The organism is Dietzia sp. 179-F 9C3 NHS (genome assembly GCF_045369825.1).
In the GTDB taxonomy this organism is placed as follows: domain Bacteria; phylum Actinomycetota; class Actinomycetes; order Mycobacteriales; family Mycobacteriaceae; genus Dietzia.
Genome location: NZ_JBIQES010000012.1, coordinates 38,814 through 53,882, shown reverse-complemented (window position 1 = coordinate 53,882; position 15,069 = coordinate 38,814). Strand labels below are relative to the sequence as shown.

General features: G+C 71.5%; 14 protein-coding genes and 1 tRNA gene. 4 read left to right on the top strand and 11 right to left on the bottom strand.

The window, feature by feature from the left end; genetic code table 11:
• Nucleotides 1-162: 162 nt before the first annotated feature.
• Nucleotides 163-2,019: a glutamine--fructose-6-phosphate transaminase (isomerizing) gene (gene glmS / locus ACH0BZ_RS13685; protein ID WP_406899105.1), complete on the bottom strand. Its 1,857-nt coding sequence runs from the start codon at nt 2,017-2,019 to the stop codon at nt 163-165.
• Nucleotides 2,020-2,092: 73 nt separating this feature from the next.
• Between glmS and ACH0BZ_RS13680 the strand changes: the two genes are divergently transcribed.
• Nucleotides 2,093-2,965, top strand: coding sequence for a dienelactone hydrolase family protein (locus ACH0BZ_RS13680; protein WP_406899104.1), 873 nt, complete (start codon nt 2,093-2,095; stop codon nt 2,963-2,965).
• A 437-nt stretch (nt 2,966-3,402) separates the two neighbouring features.
• Here ACH0BZ_RS13680 and glmM read toward each other — a convergent pair whose 3' ends face one another.
• From glmM to bluB, 4 genes are all read right to left on the bottom strand, one after another.
• Nucleotides 3,403-4,761: a phosphoglucosamine mutase gene (glmM, locus tag ACH0BZ_RS13675; protein ID WP_406899103.1), complete on the bottom strand. Its 1,359-nt coding sequence runs from the start codon at nt 4,759-4,761 to the stop codon at nt 3,403-3,405.
• A 145-nt stretch (nt 4,762-4,906) separates the two neighbouring features.
• Nucleotides 4,907-5,449, bottom strand: a complete 543-nt coding sequence (gene rpsI, locus ACH0BZ_RS13670; RefSeq protein ID WP_406899102.1) for a 30S ribosomal protein S9 — start codon at nt 5,447-5,449, stop codon at nt 4,907-4,909.
• Nucleotides 5,446-5,889, bottom strand: coding sequence for a 50S ribosomal protein L13 (rplM, locus tag ACH0BZ_RS13665; RefSeq protein ID WP_406899101.1), 444 nt, complete (start codon nt 5,887-5,889; stop codon nt 5,446-5,448). Before rplM ends, rpsI begins: the two co-directional genes overlap by 4 nt.
• A gap of 132 nt (nt 5,890-6,021) precedes the next feature.
• Nucleotides 6,022-6,708, bottom strand: a complete 687-nt coding sequence (gene bluB / locus ACH0BZ_RS13660) for a 5,6-dimethylbenzimidazole synthase (protein ID WP_406899099.1) — start codon at nt 6,706-6,708, stop codon at nt 6,022-6,024.
• A gap of 24 nt (nt 6,709-6,732) precedes the next feature.
• Between bluB and ACH0BZ_RS13655 the strand changes: the two genes are divergently transcribed.
• Nucleotides 6,733-6,805, top strand: a tRNA-Arg gene (locus ACH0BZ_RS13655).
• Between the two features lie 38 nt (nt 6,806-6,843).
• Here the strand turns inward: ACH0BZ_RS13655 and ACH0BZ_RS13650 are convergent.
• From ACH0BZ_RS13650 to ACH0BZ_RS13630, 5 genes are all read right to left on the bottom strand, one after another.
• A complete protein-coding gene (locus tag ACH0BZ_RS13650) occupies nt 6,844-7,392 on the bottom strand; it encodes a hypothetical protein (RefSeq protein ID WP_406899098.1) in 549 nt (182 codons plus the stop codon).
• A gap of 129 nt (nt 7,393-7,521) precedes the next feature.
• A complete protein-coding gene (locus ACH0BZ_RS13645; RefSeq protein WP_406899097.1) occupies nt 7,522-9,156 on the bottom strand; it encodes a cation acetate symporter in 1,635 nt (544 codons plus the stop codon).
• Nucleotides 9,153-9,518, bottom strand: a complete 366-nt coding sequence (locus ACH0BZ_RS13640; protein ID WP_406899096.1) for a DUF485 domain-containing protein — start codon at nt 9,516-9,518, stop codon at nt 9,153-9,155. Before ACH0BZ_RS13640 ends, ACH0BZ_RS13645 begins: the two co-directional genes overlap by 4 nt.
• Nucleotides 9,519-10,089: 571 nt before the next feature.
• On the bottom strand, nt 10,090-10,836 hold the full coding sequence (locus ACH0BZ_RS13635) for an enoyl-CoA hydratase (RefSeq protein WP_406899095.1): 747 nt from the start codon (nt 10,834-10,836) through the stop codon (nt 10,090-10,092).
• A 74-nt stretch (nt 10,837-10,910) separates the two neighbouring features.
• Nucleotides 10,911-11,042: a hypothetical protein gene (locus tag ACH0BZ_RS13630; RefSeq protein ID WP_406899094.1), complete on the bottom strand. Its 132-nt coding sequence runs from the start codon at nt 11,040-11,042 to the stop codon at nt 10,911-10,913.
• Between the two features lie 108 nt (nt 11,043-11,150).
• Here ACH0BZ_RS13630 and ACH0BZ_RS13625 point away from each other — a divergent pair, with 108 nt between their 5' ends.
• Both ACH0BZ_RS13625 and ACH0BZ_RS13620 read left to right on the top strand, forming a co-directional pair.
• A complete protein-coding gene (locus ACH0BZ_RS13625; RefSeq protein ID WP_406899093.1) occupies nt 11,151-12,677 on the top strand; it encodes a carboxyl transferase domain-containing protein in 1,527 nt (508 codons plus the stop codon).
• Nucleotides 12,678-12,715: 38 nt separating this feature from the next.
• Nucleotides 12,716-14,617, top strand: coding sequence for an acetate--CoA ligase (locus ACH0BZ_RS13620; RefSeq protein ID WP_406899091.1), 1,902 nt, complete (start codon nt 12,716-12,718; stop codon nt 14,615-14,617).
• A 42-nt stretch (nt 14,618-14,659) separates the two neighbouring features.
• On the opposite strand, the gene ACH0BZ_RS13615 is transcribed toward ACH0BZ_RS13620, so the two are convergent.
• Nucleotides 14,660-15,016: an FKBP-type peptidyl-prolyl cis-trans isomerase gene (locus ACH0BZ_RS13615; protein ID WP_406899090.1), complete on the bottom strand. Its 357-nt coding sequence runs from the start codon at nt 15,014-15,016 to the stop codon at nt 14,660-14,662.
• Between the last annotated feature and the right edge of the window lie 53 nt (nt 15,017-15,069).

The following is a 15,069-nucleotide window of genomic DNA, read 5'->3' as shown; positions in this document are numbered from 1 at the left end:
CGGCTGGTCGTCGTGGCCGGGCGACCAGCCGTACCGGGATTGTCCGTACTGCGGCCCGGGGTACTGCTCCGGCTGCTGGGACGGGTTCACTCGCGCTCCTGGGGGGGGGGGGGGATCGACGTCGGTTCGGCGCGGACGCTGGCCCACCGCGACCGTGGGGTCTCACTCCACGGTGACCGACTTGGCCAGGTTCCGCGGCTTGTCCACGTCGTAACCGCGGGCGGCGGCCACCTCGGCGGCGAACGCCTGGTACGGGATGGTGGCCAGCAGCGGCTGGAGGAGCGTGGTCGAGGTGGGGATGGGGATGAAGTAGTCGGACAGGGGCCGCACCACGTCGTCACCCTCCTCGGCGATCACGATGGTCCGCGCCCCGCGGGCCTTGATCTCCTGGATGTTGCTCACGAGCTTGGAGTGCAGGACGCCGCGGCCCTCGATGGGCGGCATCACCACGAAGACGGGCAGGCCGTCCTCGATGAGCGCGATGGGCCCGTGCTTGAGCTCACCCGCCGGGAAGCCCTCGGCGTGCATGTAGGCGAGCTCCTTGAGCTTGAGCGCGCCCTCCAGCGCCGTCGGGTAGCCCACGTGGCGGCCGAGGAACAGCACCGACTTGGAGTCGGCGAGCTCGCGCGCGATCGCCCGGACCGGCTCGAGCGAGTCCACGACACGCTGGATGAGCTCGGGCATCTTCTCGAGCTGCCGGAACTCCGAGGCCACCTCGTCGGGGTACTTGGTGCCGCGAGCCTGCGCCAGTGCCAGTCCCACGAGGTAGTTGGCGGTGATCTGGGCGAGGTAGGCCTTGGTGGAGGCCACTCCGATCTCGGGGCCGGCGTGGGTGTAGAGCACCGCGTCGGACTCCCGGGGGATCTGCGAGCCGTTGGTGTTGCACACGGCCAGGACCCGGGCCTTCTGCGACTTGGCGTGGCGGACGGCCTCGAGGGTGTCCGCGGTTTCTCCGGACTGGGAGATGGCGACGACGAGGGTGGACCGGTCGAGCACCGGGTCCCGGTACCGGAATTCCGACGCGATCTCGACCTCGCAGGGCAGCCGCGTCCAGTGTTCGATCGCGTACTTGGCCACGAGCCCCGAGTGGTAGGCGCTGCCGCAGGCCACGATGAAGACCTTGTCCACGTCGCGCAGCTCCTGGTCGGAGATCCGCTGCTCGTCGAGCACGATCCGGCCGTCCCGGAAGTGCCCGAGGAGGGTGTCGGCGACAGCGTCGGGCTGTTCGGAGATCTCCTTGAGCATGAAGTAGTCGTAACCGCCCTTCTCGGCGGCCTCGAGGTCCCAGTCGATGCGGAAGGGGCGGCCCTCGGCGGGCTCACCGGCGAAGTCGGTGATCTCGTAGCCGTCGGCCCGCATCACCACCACCGTGTCCTGCCCCAGCTCCACGGCGTCGCGGGTGTGGTCGATGAAGGCGGCCACGTCGGAGCCGAGGAACATCTCGTCCTCCCCCACGCCCAGGACGAGCGGGGTGGAGCGGCGGGCCGCGACCAGCGTGTCGGGGTGGTCGGCGTGGCTGAACACCAGCGTGAAGGCGCCCTCGAGGCGATTCAGGACAGCGCGGCAGGAGGCCACGAAGTCGCCGGCGGTGGGGCCGTCGTCCATCGCGCGCGCGAGCAGATGGGCGGCCACCTCCGAATCCGTGTCCGAGACGAGGTCGACGCCGGCGGCCTCCAGCTCGTGCCGCAGGGGCGCGAAGTTCTCGATGATGCCGTTGTGGACGATCGCGACCTCGCCCGACACGTGCGGGTGGGCGTTGCGGTCGCTGGGGCGACCGTGGGTGGCCCAGCGCGTGTGGCCGATGCCGGTGGTGCCGGCGAAGGAGTCGCGGCCGGCGGCGTCGAGAGCGGCCTCGAGGTTGGCGAGCTTGCCCTCCTTCTTCTCCACCCGGGTCGCCCCGGCGCCGTCGAGCACCGCCACCCCGGAGGAGTCGTACCCGCGGTACTCCATCCGGCGCAGGGCCTCCACGACGACCGGCAGAGCGGCCTGATGACCCACGTATCCGACGATTCCGCACATGCGCGCCAGTGTAGTCGCGCGGGTCGGCCCGCCCCGGCACCGTCCGGCGCGGCGAGGCGATACTGTGGCAACCGTGGCCACCAAGACCAAGAATCTCCTCGACACGCTGAGCCGCCGCGGCCCCCACGGGGTCGACACGGGAGATCTCGGGTTCACCGGAACCCCGGGCACCGTGTTCGTCCCCCGCGGCGTGGACTCCCCCGCGCCCCTGGTGGCGTTCGCCCACGACTGGACCAAGGGGCCCCGGCACTACGTCGACACGCTCAAACACCTCGCCTCGTGGGGCTTCGTGGTGGTCGCGCCCGACACGGACACCTCGGGGCGGCCCCACCACCAGCACTTCGCCGACCACCTGTCGGCCGCGATCGAGGACGTCCTCGTGGCGCGCCTGGGCCGCGGCTCCGTGCGCGCCGATCCGCGACGCATCGCGGTGGCCGGGCACGGGCTCGGCGGCGGGGTGGCCGCGCTGCTGGCCTCCCAGCGCACGGACATCGACGCGGTGGCCATGATCTTCCCCAAGGACACCGTCCCGTCCGCGGCGGACGGCGCCGTCTACTGCGACTCCTCCGCACTGATCCTGTCGGCCTCGGGTGGCGTCCAGACCGAGGACGCGCGGTCGCTCCACCTGGCGTGGCGGGGCCCCCTCGTCCACCGGCGGCTGGAGAACGCGATCGAGCGCGGATTCGTGGAGCGCAATCCGCTGCTGGACGGGATCGGGCTCGCGGACCCGGACAAGCGGACGCACCGCACCGTGCGGCCGCTGCTCGCCGGCTACCTGCTGGCGACCCTGGCCGGGGACGACACCTACTCGGCGTTCGCCGACCCGGAGGAGAAGATCAAGAACTCCACCGCGGTGACCTACGAGATGCTCGAGGCGGAGGAGGACGACCTGCTGGCCGACGCGCCGCCGCTGTTGAGGTTCGTCAAGTCCTTCACCGGCGGCTGAGCCCTCCCGGGGCGGCCTCCCCGCCCCGGCCGGCCGCGACTGCCGGCGGATGCTCCGGTGATTCGCTCACTCGCACACCCGGACGCTCCCTCTCTCTGGAGGTTCCACCGCGTCGCCGGCGCTCGCACCCCGCGCTGACCACCCGAAGTGAGCGAATCACCCCGAACAGACTGCGCGAATCAGTTCAGCCAGTCCGTTTCGCACAGCCCCCACAGCCAGATTCGCTCACCCGCCGACCCGCGGAGCGCCGACGCCCTGCCCGGCGACACCGGGTGGCCCCGACCCACGCGACGAGTGGGCTCTCTGTTGCTCGTGTGACGGCAGCTGGACCGGTGCGACGCGAATCCACGTGAGCGAGTGAGCGAAACGTCAGAGCGTCGTGAACGCATGGGCCCGGTCCCGGCAGCCCAGGTCCCGGCGCCCCCGGCGCAACCGGCTCAGACCGCGGCCACGACCTCGGCCAGCCGGTCGGCCACGGCCCGGGCGAGGTCGGCGTCCTCGGCCTCGACCATGACGCGGACCAGCTGCTCGGTTCCCGACGGCCGCAGCAGCACCCGTCCGCCCGACCCGAGCCCGGCCACCTCGGCGGCCACGGCGTCGGAGACGGACTCCGACGCGGCTACCGCCGCCTTGTCGCCGACGGGCACGTTGACCAGCACCTGCGGCAGTACCGTCATCACGCCCGCGAGCTGGGCGAGCGTCGAGCCGGTCTCGGCCATCCGGGACATGATCCGCAGGCCGGTGAGCACACCGTCGCCGGTCGTCGCGTGTGCCGGCAGCACCAGGTGGCCGGACTGCTCGCCGCCCAGGCTGAAACCACCCTCGCGGAGGCGTTCGAGCACGTAGCGGTCGCCCACCTTGGTCTCGGTGACCTCGATCCCCGCGGCCTGCATGGCCACCTTGAGCCCGAGGTTGCTCATGACCGTGGCCACGAGCGTGTCGCCGGCCAGCTCGCCCGCGTCGCGCATCGCCAGCGCGAGGATCGCCATGATCTGGTCGCCGTCGACCACCTCCCCGGAGGCGTCCACGGCGAGGCACCGGTCGGCGTCGCCGTCGTGGGCCAGACCCAGGTCGGCACCGTGCTCGCGCACGGCGGCGCGGACGTCGTCGAGGTGGGTCGAACCACAGTCGTCGTTGATGTTGTAGCCGTCGGGCGTGGAGTGGATGTCGATCACCGTGGCGCCCGCCGCCCGGTAGGCGCGGGGCGCGGCCTGGCTGGCGGCGCCGTTGGCGCAGTCCACGACCACGGTGAGCCCGTCGAGCCGGTTCGGGGTCGAGGCGAGCAGGTGGGCGACGTAGCCCTCCAGGGACTCCTCGGGGGTGGCCTGCGTGATGCGACCGATCGCCGAGCCGGTGGGTCCGGTGACGGGCCCGTCGCCGAGCGCCGCCTCGATGCGGTCCTCCACCTCGTCGTCGAGCTTGTGCCCGCCGGCGGTGAAGAACTTGATTCCGTTGTCCGGCATCGGGTTGTGGGAGGCCGAGATGACCGCACCCAGCGCGGCGCCGTGCTGCGCGGTGAGGTGCGCGACGGCCGGCGTGGGCAGCTCGCCCACCAGCAGGACGTCGACGCCCTGACTGGCCAGCCCCGCGGCGAGCGCCGCCTCGAGCATCTCCCCCGACACGCGAGGGTCGCGGCCCACCACGGCCAGAGGCCGCTCCGACCCCGCCGCCCCCGGGGAGGCCCCGTCCGTCGCGAGGACCGCGGCCGCCGCCGCGCCGAGGCGGACGGCCAGGTCCGCCGTGAGGGTCCGGTTGGCGAGCCCGCGCACGCCGTCGGTGCCGAAGAGTCGGGTCATGGTGAAGAAAGCTCCTGGAAGGGGGTGGGCGGCTCGGCCGCACGGCATGCGCACGGTACCACCGGCGGACGGGGGGACCCTCACGAACGCGCCAGGGCAGGCACCCGCCGGAGCGGGGCCTGCCCTGGTGATCCGGACGCGTGGATCAGCGCTTCGAGTACTGCGGGGCCTTGCGGGCCTTCTTGAGGCCGGCCTTCTTGCGCTCGACGGCGCGGGCGTCCCGGGTGAGGAACCCGGCCTTCTTCAGGGCCGAGCGGTCGTCCGGGGCGTACACGGTGAGCGCCCGGGCGAGGGCGAGACGCATCGCGCCCGCCTGGCCCGAGGGTCCGCCACCGTGGAGCAGCGCCACGATGTCGAACTGCTCCTCGCGCTCGACGGTCACCAGCGGCGACTTGACGAGCTGCTGGTGCACCTTGTTCGGGAAGTAGTCCTCGAGGGTGCGGCCGTTGAGTGTGAACTGGCCGGAGCCGGGCACCAGACGGACGCGGACGACGGCCTCCTTGCGGCGGCCCACGGCCTGCGCCGGGCCGGAGGGGACTGCCGGGGCGAACTGCGCGTCGGCGTCGGCGACGAACTCGGTGCCGCCGGCGTAGTCGGCCTCGCTGTAGTCCTCGGCGACCTCGGCGGCGAGCTCCGCCACCGTGTCGTCGGCGACCTGGGCCTCGGGGGTGATGTTCTCGTCGGTCACTGGGCCACCTGCTTGATCTCGAAGGGCACGGGCTGCTGGGCGGCGTGCGGGTGATCGGGGCCCGCGTACACCTTGAGCTTGGAGGCGACGGCGCGGCCGAGCTTGTTGGTCGGGAGCATGCCCTTGACCGCCTTCTCCACGACGCGCTCGGGACGCGTGTCCATGGCCTTGCCGAGCGTCTGGGTCTTGAGGCCGCCCGGGTGACCCGTGTGGCGGTGGAAGACCACGCGGTCACGCTTGTTCGACGAGATCGCGACCTTGTCGGCGTTGACGATGATGACGAAGTCGCCGGTGTCGGCGTTGGGAGCGAACTGCGGCTTGTGCTTGCCGCGGAGGAGATTGGCGGCCTGGACGGCGAGTCGACCGAGCACCACGTCGGTGGCGTCGATGACGTACCAGGCGCGCGTCACGTCCCCGGGCTTGGGGTTGTACGTGGACACAGGCGATACCTCTATTGTCTCGTGGGCTGCCGGCCAGGCGGGCGCCCTCCCCCTCACACGGCGGCCGGTGGTGACCCGTGCGAGGCGGTCCACCGCCCCACCTCGGGGTGGCGGGGACGCCGACGGACAACACTACCGGCCCGCGGGGTCCTGCTCCAACTCGCCGCCCAGGACTTCGGCGTGGACCGCGTCAGCGAGCGGCCGACGCTCACGCCACCCGTGGCGGACGAGGTCGGGCACCTCCTGCAGCGCGGTCACCGGACCCAGGCACAGCCAGGCGATCGGCCTGACCGGCGGGGCCGCGCCGACGAAGCGAGCCAGGAACTCCTCTTCATAAAACGACACCCAGCCCATCCCCAACCCTTCGGCCGTGGCGGCGAGCCACATGTTCTGGATGGCCAGGACGGCAGAGAACAGGCCGGTGTCGTCGACGGTGCGGCGTCCCAGCACGTGTCGTCCGCCGCGGGCGGGGTCGTAGGTCACCACGATTCCGGTGCCCGACTCCCGGATCCCCTCGACCCGGATGGTCCGGAACGTCTCGGCCCGCTCTGGGGGGAGCGCGGCCGCGAAGTCAGCGCGGCATCCGGCGACGTGCTCGGCGAACGCCCGCAGTCGGGCGGGGTCGCGGACCACCACGAAGTCCCACGGCATGGTGTTGCCCACGCTCGGTGCCGCGTGGCCGGCGGCAAGGACACGGTGCAGGGCGTCCGCGCCCACCGGCTCACCGGAGAACTCCGCACGGACGTCCCTGCGCGCGGCCACGAGGTCGTACAGCACGCGCCGTGCGGCGGATCGGGCCCCTTCGTCGCTGTGACTCATCGGTTAAACTCTCCCCCGGTTCCCGCCCTCGTAGCTCAGTGGATAGAGCACGGCTCTCCTAAAGCCGGTGTCGGAGGTTCGATTCCTCTCGGGGGCACCGCACGAGCCCGGCTGCGGGTCACGACGTCGCACGACCTACGTGCGCCAAGTCCGCGCGAACGTGCCGGTGAGCGCGTAGATCGGCAGGCCGATGACGAGGTTGACCACCGCGGCGGCCAACCCGTCGAGCAGGCTGGGCGTGATGAGCAGGGGCAACGCGACCGCGGCGACGATCGTCAGCCCGATGATCCAGCCGAAGAAGCCGCTCGGGTTGGGCGTCCCCACGTGCAGGAGGAACCACAGCAGGCCCGCCACGAGCGCGGCGACCGCGCCGTAGATCGCGTACATCGTGGGTGTGTTGCCGCCGTTGGCCCAGGTGTGCCCGAAGCGGGCGAAGAGTGCGTCGACGATCCACGCGCCGAGGCCGCCCGCCAGGGCCGCGACGACGGCCGTGGCCACCACGCTGCCGACGAACCGCGTCATGTCCAGCTTCGGACCGCCGCGGCCGGGCCCGTCCACGGCCGCACCTCCGTCGGCGTAACCCCCGTCGGCGTATCCGCCGCCCTGGTACTGCCGGTCGTCGTAGCCGTAGTCCTGGCCGGGCCGGCCCATGCGTCGCGTCTGGTCGTCCTGTCCGGGATACATCCGAGTCGCCTCCGTCTTCCGGGTCGTGGCCCCCGAGGGTAGCCGCTCACGGTCGTCGGCCCCACCGACGACACGGCCCGCCGCACCGGGAGCGGTGCGGCGGGCCGGCCGGGGTGGGCGCGAGAGGCGTCAGTGCGAGACGGCCTTCTCCACGCCAACGCCGGTGAGCGAGCGGACCTCCATCTCGGCCGCCTTACCCGGGTCCTCCTTCTTTCGGGCGCCCACGTGGGTGCCCACGAAGCCCAGGAGGAAGGCGAGCGGGATCGAGACGATCCCGGGGTTGGACAGCGGGTAGATCGCGAAATCCACATTCTCGCCGAGCATCGCCGTGGCGCTGCCCGATACCGCGGGAGAGAAGGTGATGAGCAGCAGGCAGGAGATGAGCCCGCCGTAGATCGAGAACAGTGCGCCTGTCGTGTTGAACTTCTTCCAGAACAGCGAGTACAGGATCGTCGGCAGGTTGGCCGACGCCGCCACGGCGAAGGCCAGGGCCACGAGGAACGCGATGTTCTGGTTCATGGCACCGATGCCCAGGGCGATCGCGGCGATACCGATGACGATCACGGTGACCCGCGAGACCCGGAGCTTGGCGGCCTCGGTGGCCTTCCCGTGCTTGATCACGCCGTCGTAGATGTCGTGCGCCAGCGAAGCCGACGCGGTGATGGCCAGGCCGGCGACCACCGCGAGGATCGTGGCGAACGCGACCGCGGAGATCACGCCGAGGAAGATCTCGCCGCCGAGGGCGAAGGCCAGCAGCGGGGCCGCGGCGTTGGACTTGCCGGGGGCGGCGTCGATGACGTCGGGCCCGACCATCGCTGCCGCGGCGTACCCGAGGACCAGCGTGAACAGGTAGAAGGCACCGATGAGACCGATGGCCCAGGTGACGGAGCGGCGGGCCTCCTTGGCCGTGGGGACCGTGTAGAAGCGCATGAGCACGTGCGGCAGGCCCGCGGTACCCAGGACCAGGGCGATCCCGAGGGAGATGAAGTCCAGCTCCTTGGTGACCGTGCCGCCGTAGCGTAAGCCCGGGTTGAGGATCTTCTCGCCGTCCGGTGAGGCCGCGACAGCCTGCGCGAGCAGGTCGGAGAAGTTGAACTTGACCAGGATCAGCACCCAGACACACATCATGGCGACGCCGCCGACGAGCAGCACGGCCTTGACCATCTGCACGTACGTGGTGCCCTTCATGCCACCCACGAGCACGTAGACAATCATGATGAGGCCCACCACGGCCACGACGATCGCCTGCCCAGTGGCGTTCTGGATGTTGAGCAGGAGCGAGACCAGTCCGCCCGCGCCGGCCATCTGGGCGATGAGGTAGAACAGGCACACCGTGAGCGTGGAGAGCGCGGCGGCCATGCGTACGGGCCGCTGCCGCAGGCGGAAGCTCAGCACGTCGGCCATGGTGAACCGGCCGGTGTTCCGGAGGGTCTCCGCCACCAAGAGCAGCGCCACCAGCCAGGCGACCAGAAAGCCGATCGAGTAGAGGAAGCCGTCGTAGCCCTGCATGGCGATCGCGCCGGCGATGCCGAGGAAGGACGCGGCCGAGAGGTAGTCGCCGGCGATGGCGAAGCCGTTCTGGGGGCCGGTGAAGCTCGCGCCGCCGGTGTAGAAGTCAGCGGCGGTCTTGGTGGACTTGCTGGCCCGGAGGACCAGGGCCATGGTGACGACGATGAAGACGCCGAACACGATCATGTTGAGCGTCGTGCTGCCGACCTCGTCGCCCGGGTTCAGGTCGTTGAGCGCGTGCGAAGTGGTGATCATCGGACGGTCCCGCCTTCCAGCGCGGTGCGGATCTTCTCCGCGCGGGGGTCGAGCTCGCGGTTGGCGAACCGGATGTACGCCGCGGTGATCCCGAAGGTGGTGACGAACTGCAGGAGGCCGATCACCAGGCCGACGTTGATGTTGCCGAGCAGCTTGATCGACATGAAGTCCTTGGCGTAGATCGCGAGCAGGACGTACAGCAGGTACCAGGCCAGGAACGCGACGGTGAGCGGGAAGACCCACTTGCGGAACGTCCGGCGCAGGTCCTGGAACTCCGGACTCGCCTGCATCGCGAGGAACTCATCGGGAGTCGGGGTGCGGCGGCCGCTACCCCCGTCCCGCGGATCGGCGGGTTGGGACACGGGTACTCCAATTCGGTCAGGCGAGGCGACCGTCAGTAGTGATGGGCCTCACAGGTTTCGACCGAAGCAGTGTGACACGGAGCACAGTCCTCGTTCGACCGGCAATCCCGAAAACTCCCCCGGCGCCGGAAAATCCGAGGTGGCACCACCCCCATTGGTGGGGTCGGGGCCGGCGACTCAGGCGCCGCCGCGTTGCTGGATGTCGGTCGCGGCTCGAGCCCTCGGAGGTGGCGGCGAGAATCGGGGCGTCCGCGGTATCGGAGACCGTGGGGTCGCCCATCGTCAGCTCGGGGCGGCGAGTGCCGAGATCCGGGTGTCCATGTCCACCCCGGCGTCGCGCGAGGCGATGACGACGGGGGCGACGCCAGCGAGTTGAGGTCGGCCCCTAAGGGGATCCGGACGTCCTGCGACAAGACCGCGAGCCGGAGCGCCGAGTCCGCCACCCACACGTCCGGCAGCGCTTCGCGGCCAGCGGGCCTCATCGTCATCTCCGCCGAGGACACCGTGTCGACCCGGAAGTCGTGGCACCCGTCGGCCTCGCCGGCCGCCCCGTGGGACGCCCCCGCCCGGGTCAGCGTCCGCGGAAGACCGGCGGCCGCTTCTCCTCCCGCGCCGCGCGGGCCTCGGCCATGTCCTCGCTCTGCCAGACGCGCCGCTGGAGGGCGGTGTGTTCGTCGCGGGGCAGCAGGCGCGCGTCGTCGTCGTTGATGACGGTCTTGATGTGCTGCAGCGTGAGCGGGGCGAAGCCGGCGACCTCGGCGGCCAGCTCCATCGCCGCCTCGAGGTCGCCGATCTCGTTGGCCAGGCCGATGCGCACGGCCTCCTCCGCACCCACCGGGCGGGCGGTCATGAGCACCGTGCGGGCGTGCCCGCCGCCCACGACGTTGGCCAGCCGCTTGATGGTCCAGTTGTCCAGCGCCAGACCCACCTTGACCACGGGGACGGTAAAGACCGCGCCGGGCGCCACCACGCGTAGGTCCGCGGCCAGGGCGAGCTGTACTCCGGCCCCCACGGCGGGGCCGTTGACGGCGGCGACGACGGGAACGGGCACGGACTCGATGGTCCGGAGCATCGCGGCATGGGCGCCAGAGAACTCCGTGTTGTAGACACCGCCCGAGAGATCCGCCCCCGCACAGAAGGCGGTCCCCGCCCCGGTGACGACGATGGCGCGCACCGGATCCTCGGACTCGGCCAGGGCACCGGCGGCCTCGACCGCCTCGCGTAGCGCGGTGCACACCTCGGCGTCGAGGGCGTTGCGGGTCGGGTGCCGATCGATGGTGACGACGGCGACGGCGCCGTCCCGACGGGTCTGGATCATGACGCCGACATTACCCCCGACGCGACGGGGCGCCGACCACTCCGTCGGCGCCCCGTTCGGATCGGGTCGTGGCGTCAGGCCGCCTGGTGGCAGTCGCACTCCACGTCGCAGGTCTGGTGCTCGCCGCACAGGCCTGTCTTGCAGCAGGCGCACTCGGGACCGCAGGTGCACTCCGGGCCGCACCCGCAGGGCTTGTTCTCGGCCATGACGGACTCCTCTCGTCGGACTGGGCCGATCTGGCCCGCCGCCCACACATTAGCGCATGCGCATATGATTACGCATCTGCCCCCGGAGCGCCGCCGTAGGATCGCGGCATGGCACGCACCGGCGCTCGACAGATCCTCGACCTCGTCCTCGACGGCGGTTCGTTCCGGTCGTGGGACGGCGAACCCGTCCGATCCCTCCAGGTGGAGACCAGCCCGGACTACGCCGACGACCTCGCGCGGGCGGCCGAGAAGTCGGGCGTGGACGAGTCCGTGATCACCGGCGAGGGCACCCTCGACGGGCGCCGCGTGGTGCTCATCGCGTGCGAGTTCGACTTCCTCGCGGGCTCGATCGGCATCGCGGCCGCCGAGCGGATCGTCTCGGCGATCGAGCGGGCCACCGCCGAGCGCCTGCCGATCCTCGCCTCCCCCACCTCCGGCGGCACACGCATGCAGGAGGGAACGGTCGCATTCCTGCAGATGGTCAAGATCTCCGCGGCTGTCGCCGGCCACAAGGCCGCCGGCCTGCCGTACCTCGTCTACCTGCGGCACCCCACAACCGGCGGCGTCTTCGCCTCGTGGGGCTCCCTCGGCCACGTCGCGGTGGCCGAGCCGGGTGCGCTCATCGGATTCCTCGGCCCCCGCGTCTACGAGGCCCTGTACGACGCCCCGTTCCCCGAGGGCGTCCAGGTCTCGGAGAACCTCGCCGAGCGCGGGATGATCGACGGCGTCCTGCCGCCCGACGGGGTCCGCGACCTCACCGCCAGCGCCCTGCGGGTGCTGTGCCAGGACCCGCCGTCCGAGGGCGAGCCGACACCGCCCCACGGGCCGGTGCCCGAGCCGGAGTCCGATGACTCCGCGCCGCCCGACGCGTGGGACGCCATCACCCGCTCGCGCCGCCGCGACCGCCCCGGCGCCCGCGCCTTCCTCTCCCGGACGGCCACCGACCGGGTCCGCCTGTCCGGCACCGGCCAGGGCGAGGACAGCGGCTCGGTCCTGCTCTCACTCGCCCGCTTCCGCGGGCAGTCGGCCGTCGTCCTGGCCCAGGACCGCGACGCCGAACACGAGACCAGCCCCCTCGGACCGTCGGCGCTGCGCTCGGCCCGCCGCGGCATGCGTATCGCCGCCGAGATCGGCGTCCCGCTCGTGCTGCTCATCGACACCCAGGGCGCCGCGCTGTCCCGGGAGGCCGAGGAGGGCGGCCTCGCCGGCGAGATCGCCCGCAGCCTGTCCGACCTGGTCACGCTGCCCACCCCCACGGTCTCGGTGATCCTCGGCCAGGGCACCGGGGGCGCGGCGCTGGCGATGCTGCCCGCCGACCGCGTCCTGTGCGCCCGCCACGGCTGGCTCGCCCCGCTCCCGCCGGAGGGGGCGAGCGCGATCCTCTACCGCGACACCACCCGCGCCGCGGACGTCTCGCGAACGCAGGGCGTCACCTCGGGCGACCTCTACGAGGCCGGGATCGTCGACGTGGTGGTCCCCGAGCGACCCGACGCGGCCGACGAACCGGACGCCTTCTGCGACCGCATGGCCGACGCCGTGGCCTCGGCGTTGATCGAGGTCCGGCGGCTTCCCCCCGAGCGGAGGTACGCCGAGCGGATGTCCAGGTACCGGCATCTCGGCCTGCCATTAGAGTGAACCCCGTCACAGGACAAGAGCACGGAAGGCACCACCGCATGTCGGACTACGCCACCGCCCACCGCCAGTCGATCGAGGACCCGGACGCCTTCTGGCTCGAGGCCGCCAAGGGCGTCAGCTGGACCACCACACCCACCACCGCGGTCGACGGCTCGCGGCCGCCGATCTACAAGTGGTTCCCGGACGGCGAGCTCAACACCTCCTACAACTGCATCGACCGCCACGTCGAGGCCGGCCGCGGCGACCAGGCGGCGTACATCTACGACTCCCCCGTCACCGGCACCAAGGAGACGGTCACCTACTCCCAGCTCCTCGAGCAGGTCGAGGCGTTCGCCGGCGCGCTGCGCGCCGAGGGTGTGGGCAGGGGGGACCGCGTCGTGATCTACATGCCCATGATCCCGCGGGCCGCGGTGGCCATGCTCGCCTGCGCCCGCCTCGGCGCCGTGCATTCCGTGGTGTTCGGCGGGTTCGCCGCCCCCGAGCTCGCCATCCGGATCGACGACGCCCGGCCCAAGGTCGTCGTCACCGCCACCGGCGGCATCGAGCCCAGCCGCAAGATCCCCTACTTCCCCATGGTCTCCAAGGCCCTCCAGCTCACCGAGCACAAGCCCTCCGCCGTGCTCGTGGCCGCGCGCGCCGACCAGTTCCCGGACGAGGTCTTCCCCGAGACTCCCGGCACCACGTGGACCGACTGGGACGACGCCGTGGCCACCGCCGAGCCCGCCGGGCCGGTCACGGTGAACGCCAACGACCCGCTGTACATCCTGTACACCTCCGGCACCACGGGCATGCCCAAGGGCGTGGTCCGCGACAACGGCGGGCACGCCGTCGCCCTGACCTGGTCCATGTGGAACGTCTACGGCGTCAAGCCGGGCGACGTGTGGTGGTCGGCCTCCGACGTCGGCTGGGTCGTGGGCCACTCGTACATCATCTACGCACCCCTGCTCGTCGGCGCCACGTCGATCATCTACGAGGGCAAGCCCGTCGGCACCCCCGACGCCGGGGCTTTCTGGCGCGTGGCCTCCGAGCACAAGGCCGTCGCCCTGTTCACCGCCCCCACCGCCGTCCGCGCGGTCCGCAAGGAGGACCCGAACGGCGAGGAGATCGGTAAGTACGACCTGTCGGCCATGCACACCCTCTTCTGTGCCGGCGAGCGCCTCGACCCCGAGACGTACCAGTGGGCCACCGACAAGCTCGGCAAGCCCGTGGTGGACAACTGGTGGCAGACCGAGACCGGCTGGCCCATCGCCTCCAACCTGCGCGGCCTGGACCCCATGCCCATCAAGGCCGGCTCCCCCACCGTCCCCGTGCCCGGCTACGAGCTCCACGTGCTCGACGGCGAGGGCAACCAGCTGCCCGCCGGCGACGAGGGCAACCTCGCCATCAAACTCCCCATGGCGCCCGGCACCCTGCTCGGCCTGTGGGAGGACGACGAGCGGTTCGTCTCCTCCTACATGTCCGTCTTCGACGGCTACTACTCGACCGGCGACGGCGGTTACATCGACGACGACGGGTACGTCTACGTCATGGGCCGGACCGACGACGTCATCAACGTCGCCGGCCACCGCCTGTCCACCGGCTCGATGGAGGCCGTGATCGCCAAGCACCCGGCCGTCGCCGAGGCTGCCGTGATCGGCGTGCGCGACGAACTCAAGGGCCAGCGTCCCGTCGGTTACGTGGTGCTCAAGGTCGGCGAGGTCCGCGACCCGGACGAACTGCGGTCCGAACTGGTGACGATGGTCCGCGACGAGATCGGCGCCGTCGCCACGTTCCGCGACTGCACCGTGGTCCAGGGCCTACCCAAGACGCGCTCGGGCAAGATCCTGCGCAAGACCATGCGGCAGATCGCCGACGGCCAGGAGAACGTGCCCGTGCCGTCGACGATCGAGGATCCACAGGTACTGGAGGACCTCACGCCCTTCCTGCGGCAGCAGGGCTAGCGCCCCGGGCGCCCGGCTGAATCACATGTGCCGGACGCCGGCTCAGGCGTCGAGCAGGTCGATGACGAAGACCAGGGTCTTGCCGCCGAGAGGGTGCAGCGCGGCAGAGGTGCCGTAGGCCTTGTCCGGCGGGATCACCAGCTGGCGGCGGCCGCCGACCTTCATACCCGGGATGCCCTCCTGCCAGCCCTGGATGAGGCCGTTGAGCGGGAAGGTGATGGACTCGCCGCGGTCCCACGAGGAGTCGAACTGCTCACCCGTCTCGTAGTCCACGCCCACGTAGTGCACGGTGACGTTGCCGCCTGCCACCGCCTCCGCGCCGTCGCCGACCGTGAGGTCCTCGGTGACGAGCTCGGTGGGCGCGGGGCCCTCCGGCATGTCGATCTCGGGCTTGTCCATGCGGTGACTCCTTCTGGGGGGCGCCGACGCGTATGTCAGCGGTGACCAGCGCC